The following is a 23,556-nucleotide window of genomic DNA, read 5'->3' as shown; positions in this document are numbered from 1 at the left end:
AATTAAAATAATACATCTTTTTGGTAAAAAATGTTGTGAGTTCTTAAAAAGAGTTATATATTTGCAGTGTCTATAAGACGTTATAGACACTTTTTCATAGCAATTTTCCCACTCAATTTATTGAGTGGGTTTTTTTATGAAAGAAGTGAATTTTATAAAAAATTTAAGCAGACCAATCTTATCGACTTATATTTAGTATAAGTAGGAAAGTCTGGACACCACAGAGTAGTATAGCGGATAGCAACCGTCCGACGTAAGTCGAGGACAAGTGCAGCAGAAAGTATGTACAGGTAATGCTGTAGTGAAACCAGGTAAACTCTATACGGTGCAATGTCATGTACATTAGAGCTCGAGCGCTACTCGCGCGATTCTAAGGGGTAGGCAGATTGATTTTATGAGTAATTGTAAAACTAGATAAATGATAAGAGCCTTATTTATAAGGAACAGAATCCAGCTTAACGGTCTGCTTTTTTAACTTTTAATACTTAAAAACCCTTAAAACAACCATTGTTTTAAGGGTTTTTAAATTAGATCAAATTGCTAATTTGATAATAAATTAACATTTGACGCTACTTATATTTATAATATATTGTTTTTTTTAATAAAAAATTATACTTTAATTACTAATTAAGCCATTTTATTGTTTATCTTTTAAAATTGAGTTAAAAATAGTACTTTTGTGTGGCAAAAATTAACTGAAATATATGGGCTTTGACATTGATATCGTCAAAGGAATTTATTGTAAATCTGAAAAAGTATAAAAACAATTAGATGATTTAGCAGTAATCCATTAACATTAAAAACAAATCTTTTATGAATATTTATAAAGATTATATAAAGGAAATTGAAGTTCGTAAAACTCAAGGACTTCATCCTAAACCAATTGATGGTGCTGAATTACTAAGCGAAATCATTACACAAATTAAAGATGTAAAAAATGAGTATAGACAAGATTCTATAAACTTTTTTATCTATAATGTATTACCAGGAACAACTAGTGCTGCTGTAGTAAAATCAAAATTTTTAAAGGAAATTATTTTAGGTGAAACTACACTTAAAGAAATTACACCTGCCTTTGCTTTTGAACAGTTATCACACATGAAGGGAGGTCCTTCAATAAAAGTATTGTTAGATATTGCTTTAGGAAATGATACTTCTTTAGCAAAACAAGCAAGTGACGTTTTAAAAACACAAGTTTTTCTTTACGAAGCAGATATGGAGCGTTTAGAAAATGCTTTCAAAAGTGGAAATGACATCGCTAAAGAACTTATAGAAAGTTATGCCAAAGCAGAATTTTTCACAAAGCTTCCTGAAATTGAAGAGGAAATTGAAATTGTAACTTTTGTAGCAGGTATCGGAGATATTTCTACTGATTTACTTTCGCCAGGAGGTGATGCACATTCTCGTTCTGACCGTGAATTACATGGTCAATGTTTGTTCGAACATAATAAAGAGCAACAAAACGAACTGATTGCTTTACAAAAACAACACCCTGACAAAAGAGTGATGTTAATTGCCGATAAAGGTACAATGGGAGTTGGTTCATCTAGAATGTCAGGTGTAAATAACGTGGCTTTATGGACAGGTATAAAATCGAGCCCTTATGTTCCTTTTATAAATATAGCGCCAATTATTGCAGGTACAAACGGAATTTCTCCAATTTTTTTAACAACCGTTGGAGTAACTGGAGGTATTGGTATTGATCTTAAAAACTGGGTTAAACAAAAGGATGAAGCAGGTAATACTGTTAGAGATGCTGATGGAGAACCTATTTTAAAAGAAGCATATTCTGTAGCTACAGGTACTGTACTTACTGTAAATACTAAAGAAAAAAAATTATACAACGGTACGCAAGAATTAATGGACATTTCAGCTTCATTAACTCCTCAAAAAGCCGAGTTTATAAAAGCTGGAGGATCTTACGCTGTTGTATTTGGTAAAAAATTACAAGCCTTTGCTTCAAAAGTATTAGGTACTGATATTATTCCTGTATTTGCTTCATCAAAAGAAATTTCAATTGAAGGACAGGGGTTAACTGCCGTTGAAAAAATATTTAATAAAAATGCGGTTGGTACAACACCAGGTAAAGTTTTACACGCTGGTTCTGATGTTCGTGTTGAAGTAAATATTGTAGGTTCGCAAGATACTACAGGACTTATGACTTCTCAAGAATTAGAGATGATGGCAGCAACTGTAATTTCTCCTATTGTTGATGGTGGATACCAATCGGGTTGTCATACGGCTTCAGTTTGGGACGATAAATCAAAAGCAAATATTCCTAGACTGATGAAGTTTATGAATGATTTTGGTTTAATCACCGCAAGAGATCCTCAGAATAAATACAAGCCAATGACCGATGTAATTCACAAGGTTTTAAACGATCTTACTGTGGATGATTGGGCAATAATTATCGGTGGAGATTCTCATACAAGAATGTCAAAAGGTGTTGCTTTTGGTGCAGATTCAGGAACAGTTGCCTTGGCACTTGCTACAGGTGAGGCGTCTATGCCAATTCCTCAATCGGTAAAAGTTACCTTTAAAGGAGAGATGAAAAGCTATATGGATTTTCGTGATGTTGTTCATGCAACGCAATCTCAAATGCTTGATAAATTTGATGGTGAAAATGTTTTTCAAGGGAAAATTATTGAGGTTCATATAGGAACTCTTACTGCCGATCAAGCATTTACTTTTACAGATTGGACTGCAGAAATGAAAGCAAAAGCTTCTATCTGTATTTCTGAAGATGCTACTTTAATCGAATCTTTAGAGATTGCGAAAGGTAGAATTCAGATTATGATCGACAAGAAAATGGACAACCAAAAACAGGTTCTTCAAGGATTGATTGATATTGCTGATAAAAGAATTTCAGAAATTAAATCTGGTGATAAGCCAGCATTAACTCCTGATGCAAATGCAAATTATTTCGCAGAATTTGAAGTAGATTTAGATCTTATCAATGAGCCAATGATTGCAGATCCTGATGTATATAATGACGATGTTTCTAAACGTTATACACATGATACTATTAGACCACTTTCTTTTTACGGAGGAGATAAAAAAGTAGATTTAGGATTTATTGGATCGTGTATGGTTCATAAAGGTGATATGAAAATTTTGGCTCAAATGCTTAAAAACATTGAAGAGCAAAACGGTAAAGTTGAATTTAAAGCTCCTTTAGTTGTTGCACCACCTACTTATAATATTGTAGATGAATTAAAAGCAGAAGGTGATTGGGCAGTTTTACAAAAATATTCTGGTTTCGAATTTGACGATAATGACCCTAAAGGATCGGCACGTACAAAATACGAAAACATGTTATATTTAGAGCGTCCTGGTTGTAACCTTTGTATGGGGAATCAAGAAAAAGCATCGGTTGGTGATACTGTAATGGCAACATCTACACGTCTTTTTCAAGGAAGAGTTGTTAAAGATTCTGATGAGAAAAAAGGAGAATCGTTACTTTCATCAACACCAGTTGTTGTTTTATCTACAATATTAGGAAGAACTCCTTCGATTGAAGAATACGTTGCAGCGGTAAAAGGTATTAACTTAACAATGTTTAAGCCTTCTCATAAATTATTAGTGAAATAATTACAGGATGATTTTATAAAAATCATTTTAATATAATAGTTATCAAAACCAATGAAGTTCGCTTCATTGGTTTTTTTGTGCTTCTAAATTAATAGATGTTTAAAACTAGTAAAAATTTACTAAATTTGGTAAAAGAGAAAAGAAAATCTAAAAGAGCTTAAAAAAAGAATCAAAAATTAAAATGGGAGAAGTTTCAAAAAAAAGAGGTGAATTTGGAGAGGATGTTGTTACTAAATTATTAGAGTTGATTGGTTGGGATTCTATAATAACAGGAAGGGACATAGAGTGTTCAAATCCAAAAGAGCATAAGATTTCTAATTCAAACAGAAAAAATCATGGAGTAGATTTTGTTTTTAATTATCAATGTCCTTTGATTTCAGAAACTCAAATGCATATTTTAATTTCATCAAAATATAATGATTCCTATCCTTCAAATCCTACTTCAAAATTTAAATCACATTTAGAAGATATCGCATTTGCTTCAAAATGTTATGAAAAATCAAGTTTGAAATATAGATTAAAAAATACAAGGTCAAATTTTAGAAATAAAGTAAATGGTGTGATTTTTTGGCTAGACAATAAAAGTGATTATAATGATGTAATTGAAAAATTAGGTGATTTTAATATTGATGATAATTTAGAATTTGAATCAATATATTTAGTTGATAATAATAGAGCAGGTTTTTTATTTAACTCAATTAATTTTGTTAAAGATAAATTTAAAAATTCTAATATTGAGTTTTTTCATCCAAGAACTGGGTATAATATTACTGCAGGACATCGAAAATCAAGTAGTCCTATTTTACCAGTTCAATATATAAATACAAGTATTATTCCTATTAAAGTAGAAAATGATGATGATGAATATTTAGTTATAACAACAATAGATTTATTTGAAGAAGATTATTTGAGAAAATTAATTAGCCTTTCACAAGCATTAACAGATAGTTGGGCTAAGAAAATTTATATATTATTCCCTGATTATAATGGAGATAGACATGGGGATAAAGTAGAAGAGGTTAAATTGGAATTTTTGGATTTCAAATTCATAAAAAAAATAACTATAAGTTCGTTTAATTTAAATTTTAGAAATATTGAATTCAAATAGTGATATTAAAATTAAATCGTTGTTACCTCATGGAGAAGGAATAAGACCTCTTGTTAGTGCAAGTAATTTAAGTGATTCTGACTTAAAATTTCTTCTTCAAAAAAGAGGTGTTTTTAATAAAAAAAATAAAAGAGAAGATTTAGTACCCATTATTTCGAGTATACTTTTAAGTCCAAAGGAATTTAATATATTAAGAAATAAACAATCAAATAAAGAAAGTAATATTAATAGATTTAGTTCTCAAGCAGAATGGATTGGGGTAAATAAAAATTTAGTTGATACAATAGATGAAAATGATTTACAAAAAAGTATTTATGAATTACTTCCTGATGACTCAACTTATCAAATAAATAGTTTGAATATTAGGTTTGATCATAAGTCGAATCAAATTTTAATTGAAGGAGAAATTAAACGAAATGATTGGACGAAAGATGTGTTTTCAATGACAACTTTACATCCATGGAAATTAATTATCGAAAAAACTAAGGAAAATAATATTATTAAATATACAATTGAATCAACAGTAAAAGAAACAAAAGTTTTAGTTAATAAAATTCAAGATTTAGTACATCGTAAACTACAATTAATTAACGTTTTAAAAGATAAAAAGATTCAAAAAATTTTATCTACAGATTTTAAAAATAGTAAATATGTTTTCGAGTATTTGTTTAGTTTCACTCAGAGTGAATATTCTTCAATTAAGTTTAATCGAATTGTAGATATGGAAATCGGGATTAATGAAAAAGGAATATTTCCATCAAAATTTAAATGGCTTAAAGGAAATATTGGTAAAATAAAACTAACAGCATTCCAAGGAAAAAATATTGAACAAACAGATATTATAAGTCTTGGAAAATCTGGAATTTTAATTTTTGGAGAAATGGAAGCAGAGTATCAATTCAATTATGCTGATGCTAAAGGAATTTGTTTTATACAATTTGGATTTCCAAAATATTATGTAAAACAAAAAAGTATTGAATTTCAAACTAAAATATCAAAAATTGAATTAGAAAAAGAATTTTCACACATCTCAAGAATAAAACTTAAACGTGATATATTAAAAGAGTTTCAGAGAGAAAAACATAATCTTTTTGAACAATTTAAAAAAGAAGAGAAGGTTGATGTTTCTGATAAAGATTTAAAAGGTCAATATTTAATAGAAATGTAATTGATGTAAAATAAAGAGAGTTTTTAATTGTTTGAAGATAGAAGTAAAAATACTTGTACTAATCTTTAATTCTGTTAAAATCTAAATTTAAAACTAAAGTTACTTATTTTGTTAATGAGTAAAAATGCCTAGCCCTGATTGACGCTTTGTTTGAGCTCTTTTTTTGATTTTTCTTCAAAAAAAAGCGAGTGCGGAAAGCGGGAAATTGCTTCAAATTAATATCCAAATAACTGATTATGATATACTTAATATTGATGGTTTCTTTTTTATAATGATTCTATATTGATCTGTATTTTTTTGTAGTCGAAATATATTTTGTACTTTTTAAGTACTTAATATAATAACAATCTTATGGCATTTGATATTGATATGATTAAAGCCGTTTACGGTAAATTAGAGGAACGTGTAAAATTAGCTCGAAAATTAACAAACAAGCCTTTAACACTTTCTGAGAAAATTTTATATACGCATTTGTGGGACGAAAAAGCAACGACTCCTTTTAAAAGAGGAACAGATTATGTCGATTTTGCGCCCGATAGAATTGCCTGTCAGGATGCTACGGCACAAATGGCTTTGTTGCAATTTATGCAAGCGGGTAAAAAACAAGTGGCTGTTCCGACAACGGTGCATTGTGATCATTTAATTCAAGCAAAAAATGGTGCTTCTTCTGATTTGCAAGCGGCTTTAAATAATTCAAATGAGGTTTTTAATTTCTTAGAATCGGTATCTAATAAATATGGTATCGGTTTTTGGAAACCTGGTGCCGGAATTATTCATCAGGTGGTTTTAGAAAATTATGCCTTTCCTGGTGGAATGATGATTGGTACTGATTCGCATACCGTTAACGCGGGTGGACTAGGGATGGTTGCTATTGGTGTTGGGGGTGCCGATGCCGTAGATGTTATGGCGGGAATGCCTTGGGAATTGAAATTTCCGAAATTAATTGGTGTGAAATTAACAGGTAAATTATCTGGTTGGACAGCACCAAAAGATGTAATTTTAAAAGTTGCTGGTATTGTTTCGGCAAAAGGAGGAACAGGGGCAATTGTTGAATATTTTGGCGAAGGTGCTATTGGAATGTCATGTACTGGTAAGGGAACAATTTGTAATATGGGTGCCGAAATAGGTGCTACAACTTCTACTTTTGGTTATGATAAATCGATGGAGCGTTATTTGCGTGCTACCGATAGAGGTGATGTTGCCGATGCGGCGAATTTAGTGAAAGAACATTTAACGGGTGATCCGCAAGTGTATGAAAACCCTGAGAAATATTTTGATCAGGTTATTGAAATTAATTTATCGGAATTAGGTCCTTTAATTAATGGTCCTTTTACACCAGATTTATCTACAAAAATTGGTGGTGAGATGACCGAGAAAGCAACTGAAAATCAGTGGCCTTTAAAAGTTGAATGGGGATTAATCGGTTCTTGTACAAATTCTTCTTATGAAGATTTATCAAGAGCTTCGTCAATTGCACAGCAAGCGATTGATAAAGGTTTGAAAACAAAAGCTGATTTTGGAATTAATCCTGGTTCTGAAAAAGTAAGATATACCGCAGATAGAGATGGGATTTTAGGAATTTTTGAAAAGCTAGATGCGACTATTTTTACCAATGCTTGTGGTCCGTGTATCGGGCAATGGGCTCGGTATGAAGATCCAAAAAATGCGCCGAAAAATTCAATCATTCATTCGTTTAATAGAAACTTTGCAAAACGTGCCGATGGAAACCCAAATACCCACGCTTTTGTTGCTTCGCCAGAAATGGTTGCGGCAATTACTATTGCGGGGCGTTTAGATTTTAATCCGATAACAGATTTTTTAATTAATGAAAATGGTGAAGAGGTAATGCTTGATGAACCAACTGGCTGGGAGTTGCCGCCAAAAGGTTTTGAGGTAAAAGATGATGGATATTTAGCGCCAACAGAAGATGGAAGTAATATTGAAATTAAAGTAAATCCAAAATCTAACCGTTTAGAATTATTAACACCTTTTACTCCGTTGGGTAATAATATTACGGGTGCAAAATTATTAATTAAAGCCTTTGGAAAATGTACTACCGATCATATTTCGATGGCGGGTCCTTGGTTGCGCTATAGAGGTCATTTAGATAATATTTCAAATAATTGTTTAATTGGTGCTGTAAATGCTTTTGGAAAAAAGACGAATTTTATAAAAAATCAATTAGATGGGCAGTTTGGTGCTGTGCCAGATGTTGCTCGTAAATATAAAGCGGCGGATGTAAAAACAATTGTTGTTGGTGATCATAATTATGGAGAGGGTTCGTCAAGAGAACATGCCGCGATGGAGCCTCGTCATTTAGGAGTTGCAGCGGTTATTGTAAAATCGTTTGCACGTATTCATGAAACGAATTTGAAAAAACAAGGAATGTTAGGATTGACTTTTTCAGAAGAATCTGATTATGATTTAATTCAAGAAGATGATACATTTAATTTTATTGATTTAAATGAATTTACTCCAGCAAAACAATTAACGATTGAAATTGTTCATGCTGATAATTCTAAAGATATTATTAAAGTAAATCATACCTATAATAAAGGACAGATTGCATGGTATAATGAAGGTTCTGCCTTGAATTTAATTAAAAAAGAAAATGCTTAATTTTTTTTTAATCACATATATAAAACTCTAGATGAAAATCTGGAGTTTTTTTGTTTTAGAGCTTGTTTATATTTTATGCTGATTTTATTTCGCTATCGCATAAGAATTTAAATAGGGGATAAGTACTATTTTTTATCATTTTTAATTTTGTATTTTTAACGATAAATTAAAACCTTAAATTAAATATAATAAAACCAAAAAAACTATATTTGTAATTCAACTAGCGTATTATAGCCTATAACTATAGTACCTTTTTGTAGAATCAGTCATTATGTTTAGTGGTTTTTTAGCCTATAACTAAATTACCTTTTACACAATATGATTACTAATAATTATTTTTAGGTGTAAGCTTTTATTAATTTTATTAAAAGAAGAATCTTAAAATGATAAAAAATGTAAAATAGCATTAAATTATAATAAACAATATTATTTAATTGAGTTTTATTTTTATATTTACTTTTTAAAAAAACGAATACATGAAACTTTTAAAAGATAAAACAGCAATTATTACAGGAGCTACTAGAGGAATCGGTAGGGGTATTGCATTAGAATTTGCAAACCAAGGATGTAATATTGCGTTTACTTATAGTTCATCGGTTGAAGCAGCAACAGCTTTGGAAAATGAATTAACAACTTTAGGTGTAAAAGCAAAAGGATATCAATCTAACGCAGCTGATTTTGATGCAGCTCAAGAATTAGCAAAAAATGTTTTAGAGGAATTTAAAACAATTGATGTACTTGTAAATAATGCGGGTATTACCAAAGACAATTTATTGATGCGTATTTCAGAAACTGATTTTGATAAGGTTATTGAAGTTAATTTAAAATCTGTTTTTAATTTAACAAAAGCTGTTATTAGACCAATGATGAAACAACGAGCGGGCTCAATTATTAATATGAGTTCAGTAGTTGGATTAAAAGGAAATGCGGGTCAAGCAAATTATGCAGCTTCAAAAGCAGGGATTTTAGGTTTTTCTAAATCGGTAGCTTTAGAGTTAGGATCAAGAAATATTAGAAGTAACGTAGTTGCTCCTGGTTTTATTGAAACTGAAATGACAGCAAAATTAGATGAAAAAGTAGTAGATGCTTGGCGTAATGATATTCCTTTAAAAAGAGGAGGTACTCCAAAAGATATTGCAAACGCTTGTGTATTTTTAGCTTCGGATATGAGTGCGTATATTACAGGGCAAACATTATCGGTTGATGGAGGTATGTTAACATAAAATATTTAGTACCATAAAAAAAAGCGTAGCAATTTTAAATTGCTACGCTTTTTTTTTACTGATTAAATTCATTAAAACTACCATCGTTATACAGCAGTATAATTTTCACTAATTTTTTATCACCGATATTAGGTGTCTTCATTTCTAAATCAACTTTTTTTATTAAATTTTCATCTGCAGAGAGTAGAGTAGGTTTTGTTTCCTCTTTATTTTCTGTGATTTCTTCTTTAATTTCTTCTGCTATAACAACTTTTTCTTTTTTAGGAAATTCTCCTTCGCCATATAAAAACCAATATAAGTCTACTTCAGGAAATTTATTAACCGTTTTCATAACGAAATCTAAACTAGGTTTATTTCTACCAGATAGAAGATGAGATATACTAGAGCGTTGTACCTCTATAGTATCTGCAAAAGTTGACGATGTTAAATTGTAATACGAAAGTATTTTTTTTAATCTGATAAGTATATCCATAATTGAGTTACATTTGTAAGTTATTTTTTAAAGAGTCAAAGATATACATATGTAAATATAAAAACAACTTTTATCTATATTTTTACTAAATGTAATCTTATACTAGAGATTATACTCTCTAAAGTTTTGTAAATAAGTAGTTTCTGGTTTTTATATAAGAAAATGTTATAGCTTTAATTCTTTGTTTTTTCGCTGTTTTAGTGAGTATTATTAATAAAAAGTGTTTAAAAATGGTTATTACAAAACACAATTAGAGTAATTTATGCTAATTGTAACTTATAAAAAGTTTCGAATTATAAATCTGTTGGAAAAGAAGAAGCTATCTCTTTTTAAGTAACATCTGTAAGAGCTAAAACTAACTAACTACTAGTTTGACATCTTAATTTACCACGAACAATTTTATAGATTATCTGTTCTGAACCTAAAGAAGTTCTCTCTATAATTTTTTAATAGGCAGGCGGGCACGCTATCTAAAAGAAATCGCCCGTTAACCTGAATTTATTTCGAGTTCGAACCCTATTGTCGTATTCCCTTTTTTTGATGATTCTTGTCGTCAATTTGAGTGATTTTAAATGACTAAAAATATTTTGAAGGAAAAAAATCATTCGAGTCAGTTTTTTAATTTTAAACGGCTTTAAGAAAAGCATCCTGTATTATTTATTAAAATAGGAGGGATGTTATAATTTATAGCAACTTGTAGAGAGGTGTTCTATTTAAATAAAGATCAGTTTTTTTTGGCTACGCTAAATTTATTTTGGATATAATAAGATTAAGGTAAATGAAATTACGGAAAACCCAGAAACGAAACTGAAATAAATATTGATGTTCTTTGGCTTTAAAAACAACTTTTAAATATGTGAAGAGGGAATCCATGAAGAATGAAAATTTTGTGATAAGTTCATTAAATAGAGGAGTAGCGACTCAGAATCTGGAGAGATGATTCTGAGTTTCTGAGTTACATCATCCAACCAATCTTAATAGGTTTAAAGCGTGATTACTTTTGTAAATAAATGAGTTTCCTTACCGCGGCAGGTGTAATGTTACAATTGTAATGATGTAGTTCTGCCTTATTTGTTTTACAAATGTATTCAATCAATAGTAAGGGTGTAATAAAACCTTAAGACTCTCAAAAGAAAAGCTAGATACGTAGATGTAAGTTAATCAGCTACTGTGCAGTTATTTAATACGGATTACATAAGTGAAATTACATAATACTTAAAGAGTCTTTATAAGTGTAACGAATGTTTATTGCGTATAAAGGAGGTAGTGGTTAGTGATAGTTTACTTATGTAATTAATATTACTTACCTACCCAGTGCGTTACCTTTAATTACATTTGTAACATGGTGTGTATTTGCGATTTAAAATGAAATATTAAAAAGTAAACTTAAATAAGATAGTCCCTCTTGTTTTATCCCATTGTTTTATTTTAGTATTTAAAAGAGTAATAGTAAAATAACCGAACAACAATTAAATTATAATGGACTTGATCGTTAAAAACATCAAATGATTAATAGCTTTTCATTCTTTTCAAATCCTTTCGAATTTTGTTGATTTTAATTGTTTTTATTGATGCTAAAAAAAAGCTCCAGCTAACAAGTTTATCAATTTTACTGTAGTACTTTATATAAAAGAGTTGATTTTTCTTATTTTCTGTGATATTTTTTTCAAATGAAATTTAAACAAGCTATTAGATTTTCTTTATTAAGAAATGGAGAGGATATAATAAATTTATTAAAAAAGTGAACCTGAAAAATAATTAGAGGAGTTTTTATTATATCATTCTTTGAAATTTTAATGTGATTTACTACCTGAAATTATTGATGTAAAAAAGCGATATACTTTCATGAGAAATATATCGCTTTTTTTTATTTTAATTAAAAATTAAAGTTTATAAGTCCGCTATTTGATTGTTTATTTTGTTAACGAAATTTTCTACTTTTCCTTTCTCAAGTATTGAAATTTCATAACCTGTATTTTGCCCTGAATTATTAGTGATTGAAAATGTAGCTGTATAGCAGTTTAAAATATTAATAATCCCGAATAAAATAAATATAGCACCTACAAAGCCTATGCCTGCTGGTTCAGCTCCTGCTGCTGTTATTTGATCAGCAGAATCTCCCATATTACTTCCAATGGCAAATAAAACTAAAGCTAGAATTAATCTTTTAAGTTTGAATTTAGTCGAAGAAGATACTGATGCTATTGTTTTAAGGGGTTGGGATATTTTAGCTTTACCTAAAGGAATTAATCCTAAAAAAGTATTTGGAGTTTCACCAGTTATTCTTTTATTTGTTAATGTATAGTCAGCTTTTAACCAAAATAAGACTAGATTAGCAGTAAATTTTGATTTGTTAATTTCTTTTTCATCGTTAGTTAGTATTACACTCATTTTTTTTAAATTACTTTAGCCTACTTCTATTTTTAAGTCTAATTCGGCTTATTCTGACTACGTTTTTATAAAAATAATTGTTTTTATAGCAGTGCTAATATAGTTTTTTTTAATGATAATTAGATAGTTATATAATAAATGATACTAAGCTGTAGTTACTAGTTCAAATGTGAATTTCATAATTTATTTTTTTGATTTCATAAAAGAGAAAGTAAAAAACCGAGTTCGTAAATCCTGAATTGAGTTCAGGGTTTACATCCTAATTAATTTGCCGTGTTTTTTAGCTTGATTTTTGATGATTCTGATTTTAATGACTCACTAAAAGAAATTAAAATAGTATCGAGAATTTGAATTGTTTTGAATTTTGAAGGAAAAAAATCACTCGATAACTGACACTTTATTTAATTTTTAATTTTAAACAGTGATTTTTTTTAGATATCTTAATATTTCTTTTTAGCACAAATTTCTAGCCCCGATTGAAGCGATTGTTTGAGCTCCTTTTTTGATTTTTTCAAAAAAGAGCGAGTGCGGAAAGCGGGAAATTGCTTCAAAAAATTCTTCAAATTCAAAAAATTGATACTTAATAAAATAATTGAGTAGATTTTAAATTTTCTTAAAAGAGAGTAGCGCTGTAAAAGACCAAAAAAAAACAGCTTTTGAATATTTCAAAAGCTGTTTTAATAAAAATAATTTTAAAAGTAGTATTATTTCTTATTTTCAATCCAAGTTTTAGCATTTACAAATGCTTCTAACCAAGGTGAAACTTCGTCTTTTCTATCAGCAGGGTAGTTTGCCCAGTTCCATTGAAAAGTTGAACGTTCAATATGTGGCATTGTTACTAAATGACGACCTGTAGCGTCACATAACATTGCGGTGTTATAATCTGAACCATTAGGATTATTAGGATAGCCTTCATATCCATATTTAGCTACAATACTATAATTAGTTTCAGCTTCTGGTAAGTTAAATTTTCCTTCTCCATGAGAAATCCAAACACCTAATTCAGTTCCTGCTAAAGAAGATAACATTACCGAATTATTCTCTTGAATTTTAACAGAAGTAAATGAGCTTTCATGTTTCTTAGAATCATTATGAACTAATCTACCATGTACTTTATGATCAGGGTTGATTAAATCTAATTCCATCCATAATTGAGCACCATTACAAATTCCTACAGATAAAGTGTCTTCACGTTTAAAGAAATTCTTTAAAGCCGTATTTGCTTTTTCATTATATAAAAATGCTCCAGCCCAACCTTTCGCCGAACCTAAAACATCAGAATTAGAAAAACCACCAACAGCGCCAATAAATTGAATATCTTCTAAAGTTTCACGTCCAGAAATTAAATCTGTCATGTGAACATCTTTAACATCGAAACCAGCTAAATACATAGCGTTTGCCATTTCACGTTCAGAGTTAGAACCCTTTTCACGAATAATAGCTGCTTTTGGTCGGTCTTTTTTATCTGCTGATGAATTATCGCCTAAAACATCTGCAATTTTTCCTGTAAAATTAGCAGGGAACGTATATTTTAAAGGTTGATTTTTATAATTATCAAACCTGTTTTTAGCCAAACCATTTGCAGTTTGCTTGTCATCTAATAAATACGAAGTTTTATACCAAGTATCTCTTACTTCTGAAACATCAAAAGAGAAATTGTCTTCATTATTTTTGATAGTAACTTTACCAGAATCATTTGCTGTTCCGATGGTAAAAAACTCAATATTATTTTCTGATAAAATAGTTTCGACTGAAGCATCTGCTTGAAAAACAATTCCTGCATTTTCAGCAAATAATACTTTTAATGAATCTTCTTCATTTAAGCTAGAGATATCAAAATCAGCTCCTAAGTTAACATCAGCAAAACACATTTCTAATAAAGTAGTTAATAATCCACCAGAAGCAACATCGTGTCCAGCAGAAATTTTATCAGCTTTAATTAAGTTTTGAATGGTATTAAAAGCATCTTTTAAGAAGGCTGCATTTGTAACATCTGGCGCTTCATTTCCAATAGTATTTAATACTTGATTGAAAGAACTACCACCTAATTTGAAAGAATCTTGCGAAATATTGATGTAATAAATGCTTTCTCCGTTCTTTTGTAAAACAGGTTCTACTACTTTAGATATGTTATCGCAATTCGCTGTTGCTGAGACAATTACAGTACCCGGTGAAATTACTTCGTCGTCCTTATATTTCTGTTTCATTGACAATGAATCCTTTCCTGTTGGTACGTTGATACCCAGGTCAATAGATAGGTCAGAAATAGCTTTTACTGCTTTATATAAACGAGCATCTTCACCTTCATTTTTACAAGGCCACATCCAATTTGCCGATAAAGAAACCGAAGCTAAGTTATCTTTTAAAGGTGCCCAAATAATATTTGTTAACGATTCTGCAATAGAATTTCTACTTCCTGCAGCAGGATTAATTAACCCAGAAATAGGCGAATGTCCGATAGAAGTTGCAATTCCTTCTTTCCCATTATAATCTAACGCCATTACTCCGACATTATTTAAAGGAATTTGTAATGAACCAACACACTGTTGTTTAGCTACTTTACCACCAACACATCTGTCAACTTTATTGGTTAACCAATCTTTACATCCTACAGCTTCTAACTGTAAAACTTGGTTTAAATAGATTGGTAAATTCTTGGTTTTATACCTTGAATTCTTGTATTTTCTTACAATTGTTTTATCAGTTAAAACAGTTTTAGGAGAACTACCAAACATATCTTCTAAAGCTAAATCCATTGGTTTATCACCTTTAGTTTCAGATTCAAAAGTAAAACGATCATCACCAGTAACATCACCGACAGTATATATTGGAGAACGTTCACGTTCAGCAATTTTCTGTAAAGTATCAATATGTTTTTCAGCGATAACTAATCCCATTCTTTCTTGAGATTCGTTTCCGATAATTTCTTTTGCTGATAAAGTAGGATCTCCAACAGGTAAACTATCTAAATTGATTTTCCCACCAGTATCTTCAACTAATTCTGATAAACAGTTTAAATGTCCACCAGCCCCGTGATCGTGAATAGAAACGATAAAGTTTTCATCGCTTTCTACCATACCACGAACGGCGTTAGCAGCACGTTTTTGCATTTCAGGATTCGAACGCTGTACAGCGTTTAATTCAATTCCTGAAGCAAATTCACCAGTATCTGCTGATGAAACCGCAGCGCCACCCATTCCAATACGGTAATTTTCACCACCAAGAATTACAATTTTATCTCCTTTTTTAGGCGTATCTTTTAATGCTTGATCTGCTTTTGCATATCCAATACCACCAGCTTGCATGATTACTTTATCAAAACCTAATTTTCTAGGTTTAGCATCACTTGAAGCAGCATTTTCTTCATGTTCAAAAGTTAATACAGAACCTGTAATTAACGGCTGACCAAATTTATTCCCAAAATCAGAAGCTCCATTAGATGCTTTTATTAAAATATCCATCGGAGTTTGGTATAACCAATCTCTAGCTTCAAATTTATTTTCCCAGAATCTTGTGTTTTTAACTGAATCTATAGAAGCTTCTAAGCGAGAGTAAGAAGTCATATAAACTGCTGTTCCTGCTAAAGGTAAAGAACCTTTTCCACCAGCAAGTCTGTCTCTAATTTCTCCACCTGAACCTGTTGCAGCTCCGTTAAAAGGCTCTACAGTAGTAGGGAAGTTGTGCGTTTCTGCTTTTAATGAAATTACAGATTCAAATTCTTTTGTTTCGTAAAAATCAGGTTTATCTGCAGTTTTAGGAGCAAATTGCTCCACTTTAGGACCTTTTATAAAAGCAACGTTATCTTTATATGCAGAAACAATATCGTTAGGAAATTGTTTAGCTGTTTCTTTTATCAATTTGAATAAAGATGTAGGCATTTCTTCGCCATCAATAACGAAAGTTCCGTTAAATATTTTATGACGACAGTGTTCTGAATTTACTTGGCTAAAACCAAAAACCTCAGAATCTGTTAACTTTCTTCCTATTTTTGTTGCTATGCTTTCTAGGTATTCAACTTCTTCATCGCTTAAAGCTAAACCTTCTGTTTGGTTGTAAGCGGCAATATCTTCGATATTTAAAATTGGTTCTGGCTGAATATCTATTGTAAAACTATCTTGACCTAAACCACTGTATTTTTGAGAAATCATTGGGTCGAAATCTGAAAAATCTTCAGAAACAACGTCAAATTCTTCTATTCTGATAATATCAGAAATACCCATATTTTGAGTGATTTCCACGGCATTGGTACTCCAAGGAGTAATCATTGCTGCTCTTGGACCAACAAAAAAGACATCTAATGATGTCGCATTTATTTTTGGTTGTTCTCCAAATAACCAGGTAAGTTTTGAAATAGTTTCGGTAGATAATTCTTTTGTTGTTTGAACAGTAAATATTTTACTGCTAACGTTTCCAAAGAAATGAATCATTATTTTGCTGTATTAAGTTGTGTTATTTCTAATCAATTTTAATTGACAAATTTACTTATTTTCAAATTAAATAAACAGATAAAAAACAGATAAAATTAAGCGCCTGTTTAAATTTCATCTAAAAAGAGTTTTATAACAGAAATGTAAGAAATTGAATCGGTCAAAGGGAATTTATTTCAGTTTATCGTCTTAATATATCCGATTTATTAGCTGTGTGTGATGCTGAAATAGATGAAGTAGAGCAGCAGGTATTCAATATTTCTTCAATCTTTCTTTAATTTTTACACAAAGGAGTTAAATCATCCACAAAAAAAAACAGCGAAACGAAATGTTTGCTGTTTTATTTGATTGATTTCTAAATTTATAAATAGTTTTAATCAGGTATTCTATTTATTTCAATTTTACCTTTTTTATGTGCTTTGTAGTTTTCGTAGCAATTCAAAACCGCTTCAATTATCTGTAAATCACTTGCTTTTTTGATAAAATAATCAGAATATTCGCAATTACTTAGTAACTTATGAAGTTCTTGACTATCCATTTCTAAATACTCCATCATTACTTCTCGGTCAAATTTGCCTGCAAGCATTTTACGTAAATCATCTTTTTTCTTTAATTTTTGCAACTTCTTTAGTTGTTTCGGCTTTCTTCCGAAGAGATTATAGACTAAATCAACAGGATTTAACAATTTTGCGATTGGCGATGTTACTTTTTGTGGCTTCCCAATTTCATAGGTTTGCGGCAGTCCGTTGATATGGATTCGTGTAAATTTATCTTTCGGAACTTGTTTTACATCTATTTCTAAAACACCAATTAATGCTGTTGATTTAATAACAATTTCTTTAATTTCTTCGGGTTTTTCTTGTAATGAAATAACCACTTCGTTTCCTTTTAGCAAATCGTTAGTTACTTTTAATTTGATAGAAGAGAAGCCGATAAAAGACACTAAAACAGTATCGTTTGCTTTTGATGTTACTTCAAAAAGTCCTTTTTCGTTGGTAATAGTACCAACAACGGCGTTTAAATTTAAAATATGCGCAGCGCTTAACGGTTTTTTGGTTTTCGCATCAATAACCTGTCCTTTTAATTGCTGAGAATACCCTGAAAAGGAGATACATATAAGTACGATAAAAAATAAGTATGTTTTTTGCATGCTGCAATAATAAGGATTATTGCTATGAAATTAGTTAAGAAACTGTGAAATTGAAAAATTAGAAGAGTAATTTAGGAGGAAGTTTTACCTCTTATAAAAACAAAAAACTGCTTCAAATTTCGGTTTAATGAATTTTGAAGCAGTTTTTATAAAGTGCACGTAACAAGAGTCGAACTTGCACATCCTTACGAATACAAGCCCCTCAAGCCTGCGCGTCTACCAATTCCGCCATACGTGCTAAAATAAAAAAAGCTAAGCATAATGCTTAGCTTTTTTTGTGACCGGGCTGGGGCTCGAACCCAGGACCCTCTCCTTAAAAGGGAGATGCTCTACCAACTGAGCTACCAGGTCATTATTGCTTATTTGTCTAAGCGGTTGCAAATATACAACGGTTTATTGAATATAAAAAAGTTTTTTGTGGTTTTTTTACAAATTTTTTTAATAATATTTGTAATCGCTTAATTATTAGAATTATGAAAACAGTATTAATAGGGTATATGGGAAGTGGAAAATCGACAATTGGTCGATTATTGGCTAAAAAAAAGAATAGTTCTTTTATTGACCTAGATCATTATATAGAGGATAAAGAAAAAATGACGGTGTCTGAAATTTTTGAAACGAAAGGAGAAATTTACTTTCGAAAACAAGAACACTTCTATTTAAAAGAAATTTTAGCCTTAAAAAAAGATTTTGTTGTATCGTTAGGAGGTGGCACGCCTTGTTATGCGGGTAATATGGATATTCTGATTGCTGATAAAAACGCAACGACTGTTTATTTAAAAACAAGTATTGCTACAATTGTACAGCGATTGACCAACGAAAAAAATCAAAGACCGTTAGTGGCACGACTAAAAGAAGAAGATTTACACGAGTTTATTGCCAAACATTTATTTGAACGAAGTTATTTTTATCATCAAGCAAAGCATTTGCTAACTGTTGACGCTAAAAAAGTAACGGAAATTGTTACTGAATTAGCGCTTTTAGTAAATTAATAAACTTAAATTCTAGGTTAAATAAACTAGTGTTTGGTTGTCTTTAAATTCAACAACAACGTGTTCTTTGGTTGAGGTTGAAAGAGAAATCCCTTTAAAATCGGCTTTTACAGGGTATTTCTTGTGGTTTCGGTTTACCAAAACAGCGGTTTTAAAACGCTTTAACGGAACGTCTAAAAAATGCTTTACCGCATAAATTAGAGTCGTTCCTGAATTTAAAACATCATCAATTAAAACCAATGATTTATTTTCATATTCGGCAACCGATAAAGAGGTAGTTATTGGTTTTATAGGATTTTTTTTATCGATAAAAACCTTGCATAATTCGATTTTTAAAGGCGATATTTCCGATAATACTTTGTGTATTTTTTCAGCAAATAAATAGCCATTATTAGCAATTCCTGCAATGATAATTTCTTTTTCATCGCTATTACTTTCGTAAATTTGAAAGGCAATACGACGGATTTTTTGTTCAACTTGTAGGTTGTTTAATATAATAGAGTCTGATACGTTCATTTTTTTATTTAAAAATTTAAAAAGAAAAGATAAAGATATTACAAATTACGGTAATTTTAACCTGATTAATTGTCATTTTGATCAGAATCCTCTTCAAAATTACTGTCGGTATCAATTTCAGAATCACCGTAATCGTCAATGTCTCTTCGGTCTTTTTTGGTAGGTCTTCCTGCGCCTTTTTTTCGATAATAATCTTTTGAATATTTTAATAAAGCAGTTTTATCAAATTCTTCTTTTGGCGTTAAATCTTTTCGGTATAAATCAACCAACTTAGCGCCAACACGGCTATCAGGTATGTCTAAGACTTTTATCTTATAATTTATTTGATTCTTTCGAATGCTTATTTCTTCATTTCCGAAGATTTCTTTTGATGGTTTTAATTTGACACCATTAATTTTAACGTGTCCTTTTTTACAGGTATCAGTAGCGATACTTCGGGTTTTAAAAAAGCGGATACACCACAAGTATTTATCAATTCTCATAATAAAAGTTAAAATTTATCTTTTAGTTTTTTACAAAGGTATAAAAATGGTAAATTGCAAGTTAAAATTTCAGAATTAAATGATAAAATTTAAACACCTTTTTTATTTCGCAGTAACTAGTATTTTTCTGTATTCCTGCGGATCAGATAATGGAAGAAATATTGTTCGTTTTGACCATGAGGCGCAAGCAGTAAAAGATAGCGACACCCTTGTTGAATTCTTAAAAACGCATTATTATAAAGATGATGTTGACTCTATAAAGCCTTTAATTAAAGGAAAAACAGCCTTATTTACCGATAGTCGATTAAAAACAGAAACAGTAAATGAATACGATTTAGATTACACCTATTATCATTTCGTAAAAAAACAAGGAATATCAACCAAGAAAAATACTACCGTTGTTGATTCTGTTTTAACAACCTACCGATTAAGTTCATTAGTTACCTCAGACAAATTAGTAAAAGAACAAGATTTAGAAACACCAACTTGGTATGACGCTAATCAAAATGCTTCGAAAGTTGTCATTAGAGGCTGGTTGTATGGTTTTACGCATTTTAAAGGAGGTGTCTTAAAAAAACAAGACAACGCTCCTAATTTATACGAGGGTGCTGGTGAAGGTTTTTTCTTAGTTCCTTCAGGATTATCTTATAGAAACGCAGGAGCTTTAGCCAATAAAAATTTACTTTATATGGTTAAATTACATGATATTATAGAAGATACAGACCATGATTTAGATAATGTGCCTTCTATTAAAGAAGATGTAAACGGTGATGGGAAACCTTGGAATGATGATTCTGATAACGATAGAGTTCCTAATTATTTAGATAATGATGATGACGGAGATGGGAAATTAACTAAAGAGGAAGTTAATAAGCAAGGTGGTGATCCGCTGAGTAATTTTAGCGATGCTACAAGACCTTCTGTGCCTGATTTTTTAAATAGATTTATTAGATAATATTTTCTTTAAACTTAAAAGACTTTAAAACATAAAAAAAATCCTGAACAATTTGTTCAGGATTTTTTTGCTTTAAATATTTTCTTATCTATTAAAACATATAAGAAATACCTACAATAATTTGATTTACACGGGTATCAAATTCAACATTTGTAGTGTTTGGATTCGCAGCTGTTTTATTTTTTATTAATTCACTTTGGGTATCTGAAAAAGCTCTTTCCCAACGAACATCAACACCAAATTTTCCTAAATCAAGACCTGCACCTAATTGCATTCCTACTGAAAAACCATCAGCTTTTACGTCTTTAATTTTATCGGTATCAAAATCTCCTTCAATAACATATTGAAAAGTAGGTCCTGCAAAAACACGTCCTACACCACCTAATTTTTTACCAATTAATACAGGAACATCAATTTTTCTAAAAGAATACGATGTTTTTATAGAGGAAGATGTAGCGTCTGGTGTAAAAACAACATCGCTATTTAACTGAGTGTACACCAATTCTGGCTGAATAAATAAACCGATAATAGGGATTTTTCCTCTTAAAAAAACACCTGCATGAAAACCTGTTTTACTTTCACCGCCCGAAAGAACATCGTTTTTAACATCTGAAAAAGAATCTGAATTGTAATTAATCCCTCCTTTTATACCGTATTGCGTTTGACCTTGCATTTGTGTAGCTCCTATAAAAAGAAGTGCTCCTAAGATAATTTTTTTCATTGTTTTTAATTTTAAGTAGTTAGTGTTTATTATTGATTAATTTAATTTTCTGTTTGCTTGATAAGAAATAAAGATAAAAAAAGCATCATTTATAAAAAATGATGCTTTTCATGTATTATAAAATGTGTGAAAAAATATTATTTTCTCGAAATTACTTTTTCAACTGCCTTAACGATAGCTGCATCATTTAAACCGTATTTTTCCATCAATTCATCAGGAGTTGCCGATTCACCAAAACTATCATTAACCGCTACAAATTCTTGTGGAGTAGGCGTGTTGGTTGCTAAACAACGTGCAACGCTTTCACCTAAACCTCCAAATTTATTATGCTCTTCAGCAGTTACAATACATCCTGTTTTTGCTACGGATTTTAAAATAATTTCTTCATCCAACGGTTTAATCGTGTGAATGTTTATTACTTCCGCAGAAATTCCTTTTGCTTCTAATTGCTCGGCAGCCTGTAAAGCTTCCCAAACTAAATGCCCAGTGGCAACAATAGTTACATCAGTTCCTTGGGTCATTTGAATTCCTTTACCAATGATAAAAGGCTCATCAGTCATAAAAACAGGCACTTTTGGACGACCGAAACGTAAATATACAGGTCCTTGGTGTTCTGCAATTGCTAAGGTAGCTGCTTTTGTTTGGCTATAATCACAGGTATTGATAACAGTCATACCAGGAAGCATTTTCATCAATCCGATATCTTCTAAAATTTGATGCGTAGCACCGTCTTCACCTAAAGTTAAACCAGCGTGTGAAGCACAAATTTTAACGTTTTTATCAGAATAGGCTACAGATTGACGAATTTGGTCATAAACACGCCCTGTTGAAAAGTTTGCAAAAGTTCCTGTAAATGGAATTTTACCACCAATCGTTAAACCAGCTGCAATACCAATCATATTGGCTTCAGCAATTCCTATTTGAAAGAAACGCTCTGGATGATTATTTTTAAAATCGCCCATTTTTAAAGACCCTGTTAAATCGGCACATAAGGCAACTACATTAGGATTTGTTTTTCCTAATTCTGTTAAACCATCACCAAACCCAGATCGGGTATCTTTTTTTTCAGTATAAGTATATTTTTTCATCAGTTGAGTTGTGTTGTTGTAAATACGTGCCAAAAATAATCTTTTAAAAAAAAATAGAACTACAATAGAACTACAAATTTATTAATTCTTTGTAAAGTTTATGAATAGGAAAGCCCATTACGTTAAAATAACTGCCTTCAATTTTGGTAATTGCTACTTTACCAATCCATTCTTGAATGCCGTAAGCACCCGCTTTATCAAAAGGTTGGAAATTTTCTATATAGTAATGAACCTCATCATCAGATAATTTTTTAAAGGTAACAGTAGTGCTGTCGTTAAATATCTTTTTGAAGTTTTTATTTGAAATACAGATAGAAGTAATCACTTGATGTGTATTATCAGACAGGTTTTTAAGCATTTTAAAAGCATCATTATAATCTTTTGGCTTTCCCAGCGCTTTATTATTGTGCCAAACAATGGTATCCGAAGTTATTAAAAGATCGGTTTGAGTTAGTTCCTCTTTAAAGGGTTTTGCTTTTAAATCAGCTAAAAAATCAGCAATTTCTGTGCCTTTTAAATGCTCCGGATAAATTTCTTCAACTTCTTTTGTCTTGATGATAAAAGGAATGTTTAAGTCTTTAATTAATTGCTGTCTTCTAGGTGATTTTGAAGCTAAAATCACGGTGTATTTTGATAGTTTGCTAGCTAGCATA

General features: G+C 30.6%; 16 protein-coding genes, 2 tRNA genes and 1 other RNA gene. 8 read left to right on the top strand and 11 right to left on the bottom strand.

All coding sequences use genetic code 11. The features are described 5' to 3' along the window. Positions 1–164: 164 nt before the first annotated feature. The 6 genes from rnpB to fabG all read left to right on the top strand — a co-directional run bounded on the left by rnpB (position 165) and on the right by fabG (position 9,709). Positions 165–474: RNase P RNA component class A (gene rnpB, locus AQ1689_RS09795), an RNA gene on the top strand. Positions 475–813: 339 nt separating this feature from the next. Beyond that, on the top strand, positions 814–3,591 hold the full coding sequence (locus AQ1689_RS09790) for a bifunctional aconitate hydratase 2/2-methylisocitrate dehydratase (RefSeq protein WP_101955962.1): 2,778 nt from the start codon (positions 814–816) through the stop codon (positions 3,589–3,591). Positions 3,592–3,772: 181 nt separating this feature from the next. Next, on the top strand, positions 3,773–4,699 hold the full coding sequence (gene gapS4a / locus AQ1689_RS09785) for a GapS4a family protein (protein ID WP_101955961.1): 927 nt from the start codon (positions 3,773–3,775) through the stop codon (positions 4,697–4,699). Continuing rightward, a complete protein-coding gene (locus AQ1689_RS09780) occupies positions 4,686–5,867 on the top strand; it encodes a hypothetical protein (RefSeq protein WP_101955960.1) in 1,182 nt (393 codons plus the stop codon). Before gapS4a ends, AQ1689_RS09780 begins: the two co-directional genes overlap by 14 nt. A gap of 351 nt (positions 5,868–6,218) precedes the next feature. After that, positions 6,219–8,486: an aconitate hydratase gene (locus tag AQ1689_RS09775; RefSeq protein WP_101955959.1), complete on the top strand. Its 2,268-nt coding sequence runs from the start codon at positions 6,219–6,221 to the stop codon at positions 8,484–8,486. 476 nt (positions 8,487–8,962) lie between these two features. Beyond that, positions 8,963–9,709, top strand: coding sequence for a 3-oxoacyl-[acyl-carrier-protein] reductase (gene fabG / locus AQ1689_RS09770; RefSeq protein WP_058884998.1), 747 nt, complete (start codon positions 8,963–8,965; stop codon positions 9,707–9,709). A 55-nt stretch (positions 9,710–9,764) separates the two neighbouring features. Here the strand turns inward: fabG and AQ1689_RS09765 are convergent, their stop codons facing one another. From AQ1689_RS09765 to AQ1689_RS09740, 6 genes are all read right to left on the bottom strand, one after another. Beyond that, a complete protein-coding gene (locus AQ1689_RS09765) occupies positions 9,765–10,181 on the bottom strand; it encodes a helix-turn-helix domain-containing protein (RefSeq protein WP_101915203.1) in 417 nt (138 codons plus the stop codon). A 1,890-nt stretch (positions 10,182–12,071) separates the two neighbouring features. Further along, the gene (locus AQ1689_RS09760; protein WP_101955958.1) at positions 12,072–12,572 is read right to left on the bottom strand and encodes a hypothetical protein; all 501 of its coding nucleotides are present in this window, start codon (positions 12,570–12,572) and stop codon (positions 12,072–12,074) included. Between the two features lie 704 nt (positions 12,573–13,276). Continuing rightward, on the bottom strand, positions 13,277–16,999 hold the full coding sequence (purL, locus tag AQ1689_RS09755; RefSeq protein WP_101955957.1) for a phosphoribosylformylglycinamidine synthase: 3,723 nt from the start codon (positions 16,997–16,999) through the stop codon (positions 13,277–13,279). 373 nt (positions 17,000–17,372) lie between these two features. After that, positions 17,373–18,149 (bottom strand): carboxypeptidase-like regulatory domain-containing protein, encoded by a 777-nt coding sequence (locus tag AQ1689_RS09750; protein WP_083501065.1) that lies wholly within the window; start codon positions 18,147–18,149, stop codon positions 17,373–17,375. Between the two features lie 154 nt (positions 18,150–18,303). Then, positions 18,304–18,387 (bottom strand) — tRNA-Leu (locus AQ1689_RS09745). Positions 18,388–18,427: 40 nt separating this feature from the next. Next, positions 18,428–18,500, bottom strand: a tRNA-Lys gene (locus AQ1689_RS09740). 122 nt (positions 18,501–18,622) lie between these two features. Here AQ1689_RS09740 and AQ1689_RS09735 point away from each other — a divergent pair. Continuing rightward, a complete protein-coding gene (locus AQ1689_RS09735) occupies positions 18,623–19,141 on the top strand; it encodes a shikimate kinase (protein ID WP_101955956.1) in 519 nt (172 codons plus the stop codon). A gap of 12 nt (positions 19,142–19,153) precedes the next feature. Here AQ1689_RS09735 and AQ1689_RS09730 read toward each other — a convergent pair whose 3' ends face one another. After that, positions 19,154–19,657 carry a phosphoribosyltransferase family protein gene (locus tag AQ1689_RS09730; protein ID WP_101955955.1) on the bottom strand — a complete coding sequence of 168 codons (504 nt, stop codon included), beginning with the start codon at positions 19,655–19,657 and terminating at the stop codon, positions 19,154–19,156. A 65-nt stretch (positions 19,658–19,722) separates the two neighbouring features. Further along, on the bottom strand, positions 19,723–20,139 hold the full coding sequence (locus AQ1689_RS09725) for an RNA-binding S4 domain-containing protein (RefSeq protein ID WP_101915207.1): 417 nt from the start codon (positions 20,137–20,139) through the stop codon (positions 19,723–19,725). Positions 20,140–20,218: 79 nt separating this feature from the next. Between AQ1689_RS09725 and AQ1689_RS09720 the strand changes: the two genes are divergently transcribed. Beyond that, positions 20,219–21,094 (top strand): peptidylprolyl isomerase, encoded by an 876-nt coding sequence (locus AQ1689_RS09720; RefSeq protein ID WP_101955954.1) that lies wholly within the window; start codon positions 20,219–20,221, stop codon positions 21,092–21,094. A gap of 91 nt (positions 21,095–21,185) precedes the next feature. On the opposite strand, the gene AQ1689_RS09715 is transcribed toward AQ1689_RS09720, so the two are convergent. The 3 genes from AQ1689_RS09715 to AQ1689_RS09705 all read right to left on the bottom strand — a co-directional run bounded on the left by AQ1689_RS09715 (position 21,186) and on the right by AQ1689_RS09705 (position 23,555). Further along, complete coding sequence (locus AQ1689_RS09715; RefSeq protein WP_101955953.1) at positions 21,186–21,815, bottom strand: porin family protein; 630 nt, start codon at positions 21,813–21,815, stop codon at positions 21,186–21,188. Between the two features lie 137 nt (positions 21,816–21,952). Beyond that, positions 21,953–22,903, bottom strand: a complete 951-nt coding sequence (locus AQ1689_RS09710) for a transketolase family protein (protein WP_101955952.1) — start codon at positions 22,901–22,903, stop codon at positions 21,953–21,955. A 70-nt stretch (positions 22,904–22,973) separates the two neighbouring features. After that, positions 22,974–23,555, bottom strand: a complete 582-nt coding sequence (locus AQ1689_RS09705) for a Maf-like protein (protein WP_101955951.1) — start codon at positions 23,553–23,555, stop codon at positions 22,974–22,976. Position 23,556 lies beyond the last annotated feature (1 nt).

The sequence above is a fragment of the Tenacibaculum finnmarkense genome (genome assembly GCF_900239185.1).
Lineage (GTDB): Bacteria > Bacteroidota > Bacteroidia > Flavobacteriales > Flavobacteriaceae > Polaribacter > Polaribacter finnmarkensis.
This window is presented reverse-complemented; position numbering and strand designations above follow the sequence as displayed.

Coding starts and splice junctions, on each gene's coding strand:
- AQ1689_RS09790 (WP_101955962.1), top strand. CDS start 814: ATGAATATTTATAAAGATTATATAAAGGAAATTGAAGTTCGTAAAACT.
- gapS4a (WP_101955961.1), top strand. CDS start 3,773: ATGGGAGAAGTTTCAAAAAAAAGAGGTGAATTTGGAGAGGATGTTGTT.
- AQ1689_RS09775 (WP_101955959.1), top strand. CDS start 6,219: ATGGCATTTGATATTGATATGATTAAAGCCGTTTACGGTAAATTAGAG.
- fabG (WP_058884998.1), top strand. CDS start 8,963: ATGAAACTTTTAAAAGATAAAACAGCAATTATTACAGGAGCTACTAGA.
- AQ1689_RS09765 (WP_101915203.1), bottom strand. CDS start 10,181: ATGGATATACTTATCAGATTAAAAAAAATACTTTCGTATTACAATTTA.
- AQ1689_RS09760 (WP_101955958.1), bottom strand. CDS start 12,572: ATGAGTGTAATACTAACTAACGATGAAAAAGAAATTAACAAATCAAAA.
- purL (WP_101955957.1), bottom strand. CDS start 16,999: ATGATTCATTTCTTTGGAAACGTTAGCAGTAAAATATTTACTGTTCAA.
- AQ1689_RS09750 (WP_083501065.1), bottom strand. CDS start 18,149: ATGCAAAAAACATACTTATTTTTTATCGTACTTATATGTATCTCCTTT.
- AQ1689_RS09735 (WP_101955956.1), top strand. CDS start 18,623: ATGAAAACAGTATTAATAGGGTATATGGGAAGTGGAAAATCGACAATT.
- AQ1689_RS09730 (WP_101955955.1), bottom strand. CDS start 19,657: ATGAACGTATCAGACTCTATTATATTAAACAACCTACAAGTTGAACAA.
- AQ1689_RS09725 (WP_101915207.1), bottom strand. CDS start 20,139: ATGAGAATTGATAAATACTTGTGGTGTATCCGCTTTTTTAAAACCCGA.
- AQ1689_RS09720 (WP_101955954.1), top strand. CDS start 20,219: ATGATAAAATTTAAACACCTTTTTTATTTCGCAGTAACTAGTATTTTT.
- AQ1689_RS09715 (WP_101955953.1), bottom strand. CDS start 21,815: ATGAAAAAAATTATCTTAGGAGCACTTCTTTTTATAGGAGCTACACAA.
- AQ1689_RS09710 (WP_101955952.1), bottom strand. CDS start 22,903: ATGAAAAAATATACTTATACTGAAAAAAAAGATACCCGATCTGGGTTT.
- AQ1689_RS09705 (WP_101955951.1), bottom strand. CDS start 23,555: ATGCTAGCTAGCAAACTATCAAAATACACCGTGATTTTAGCTTCAAAA.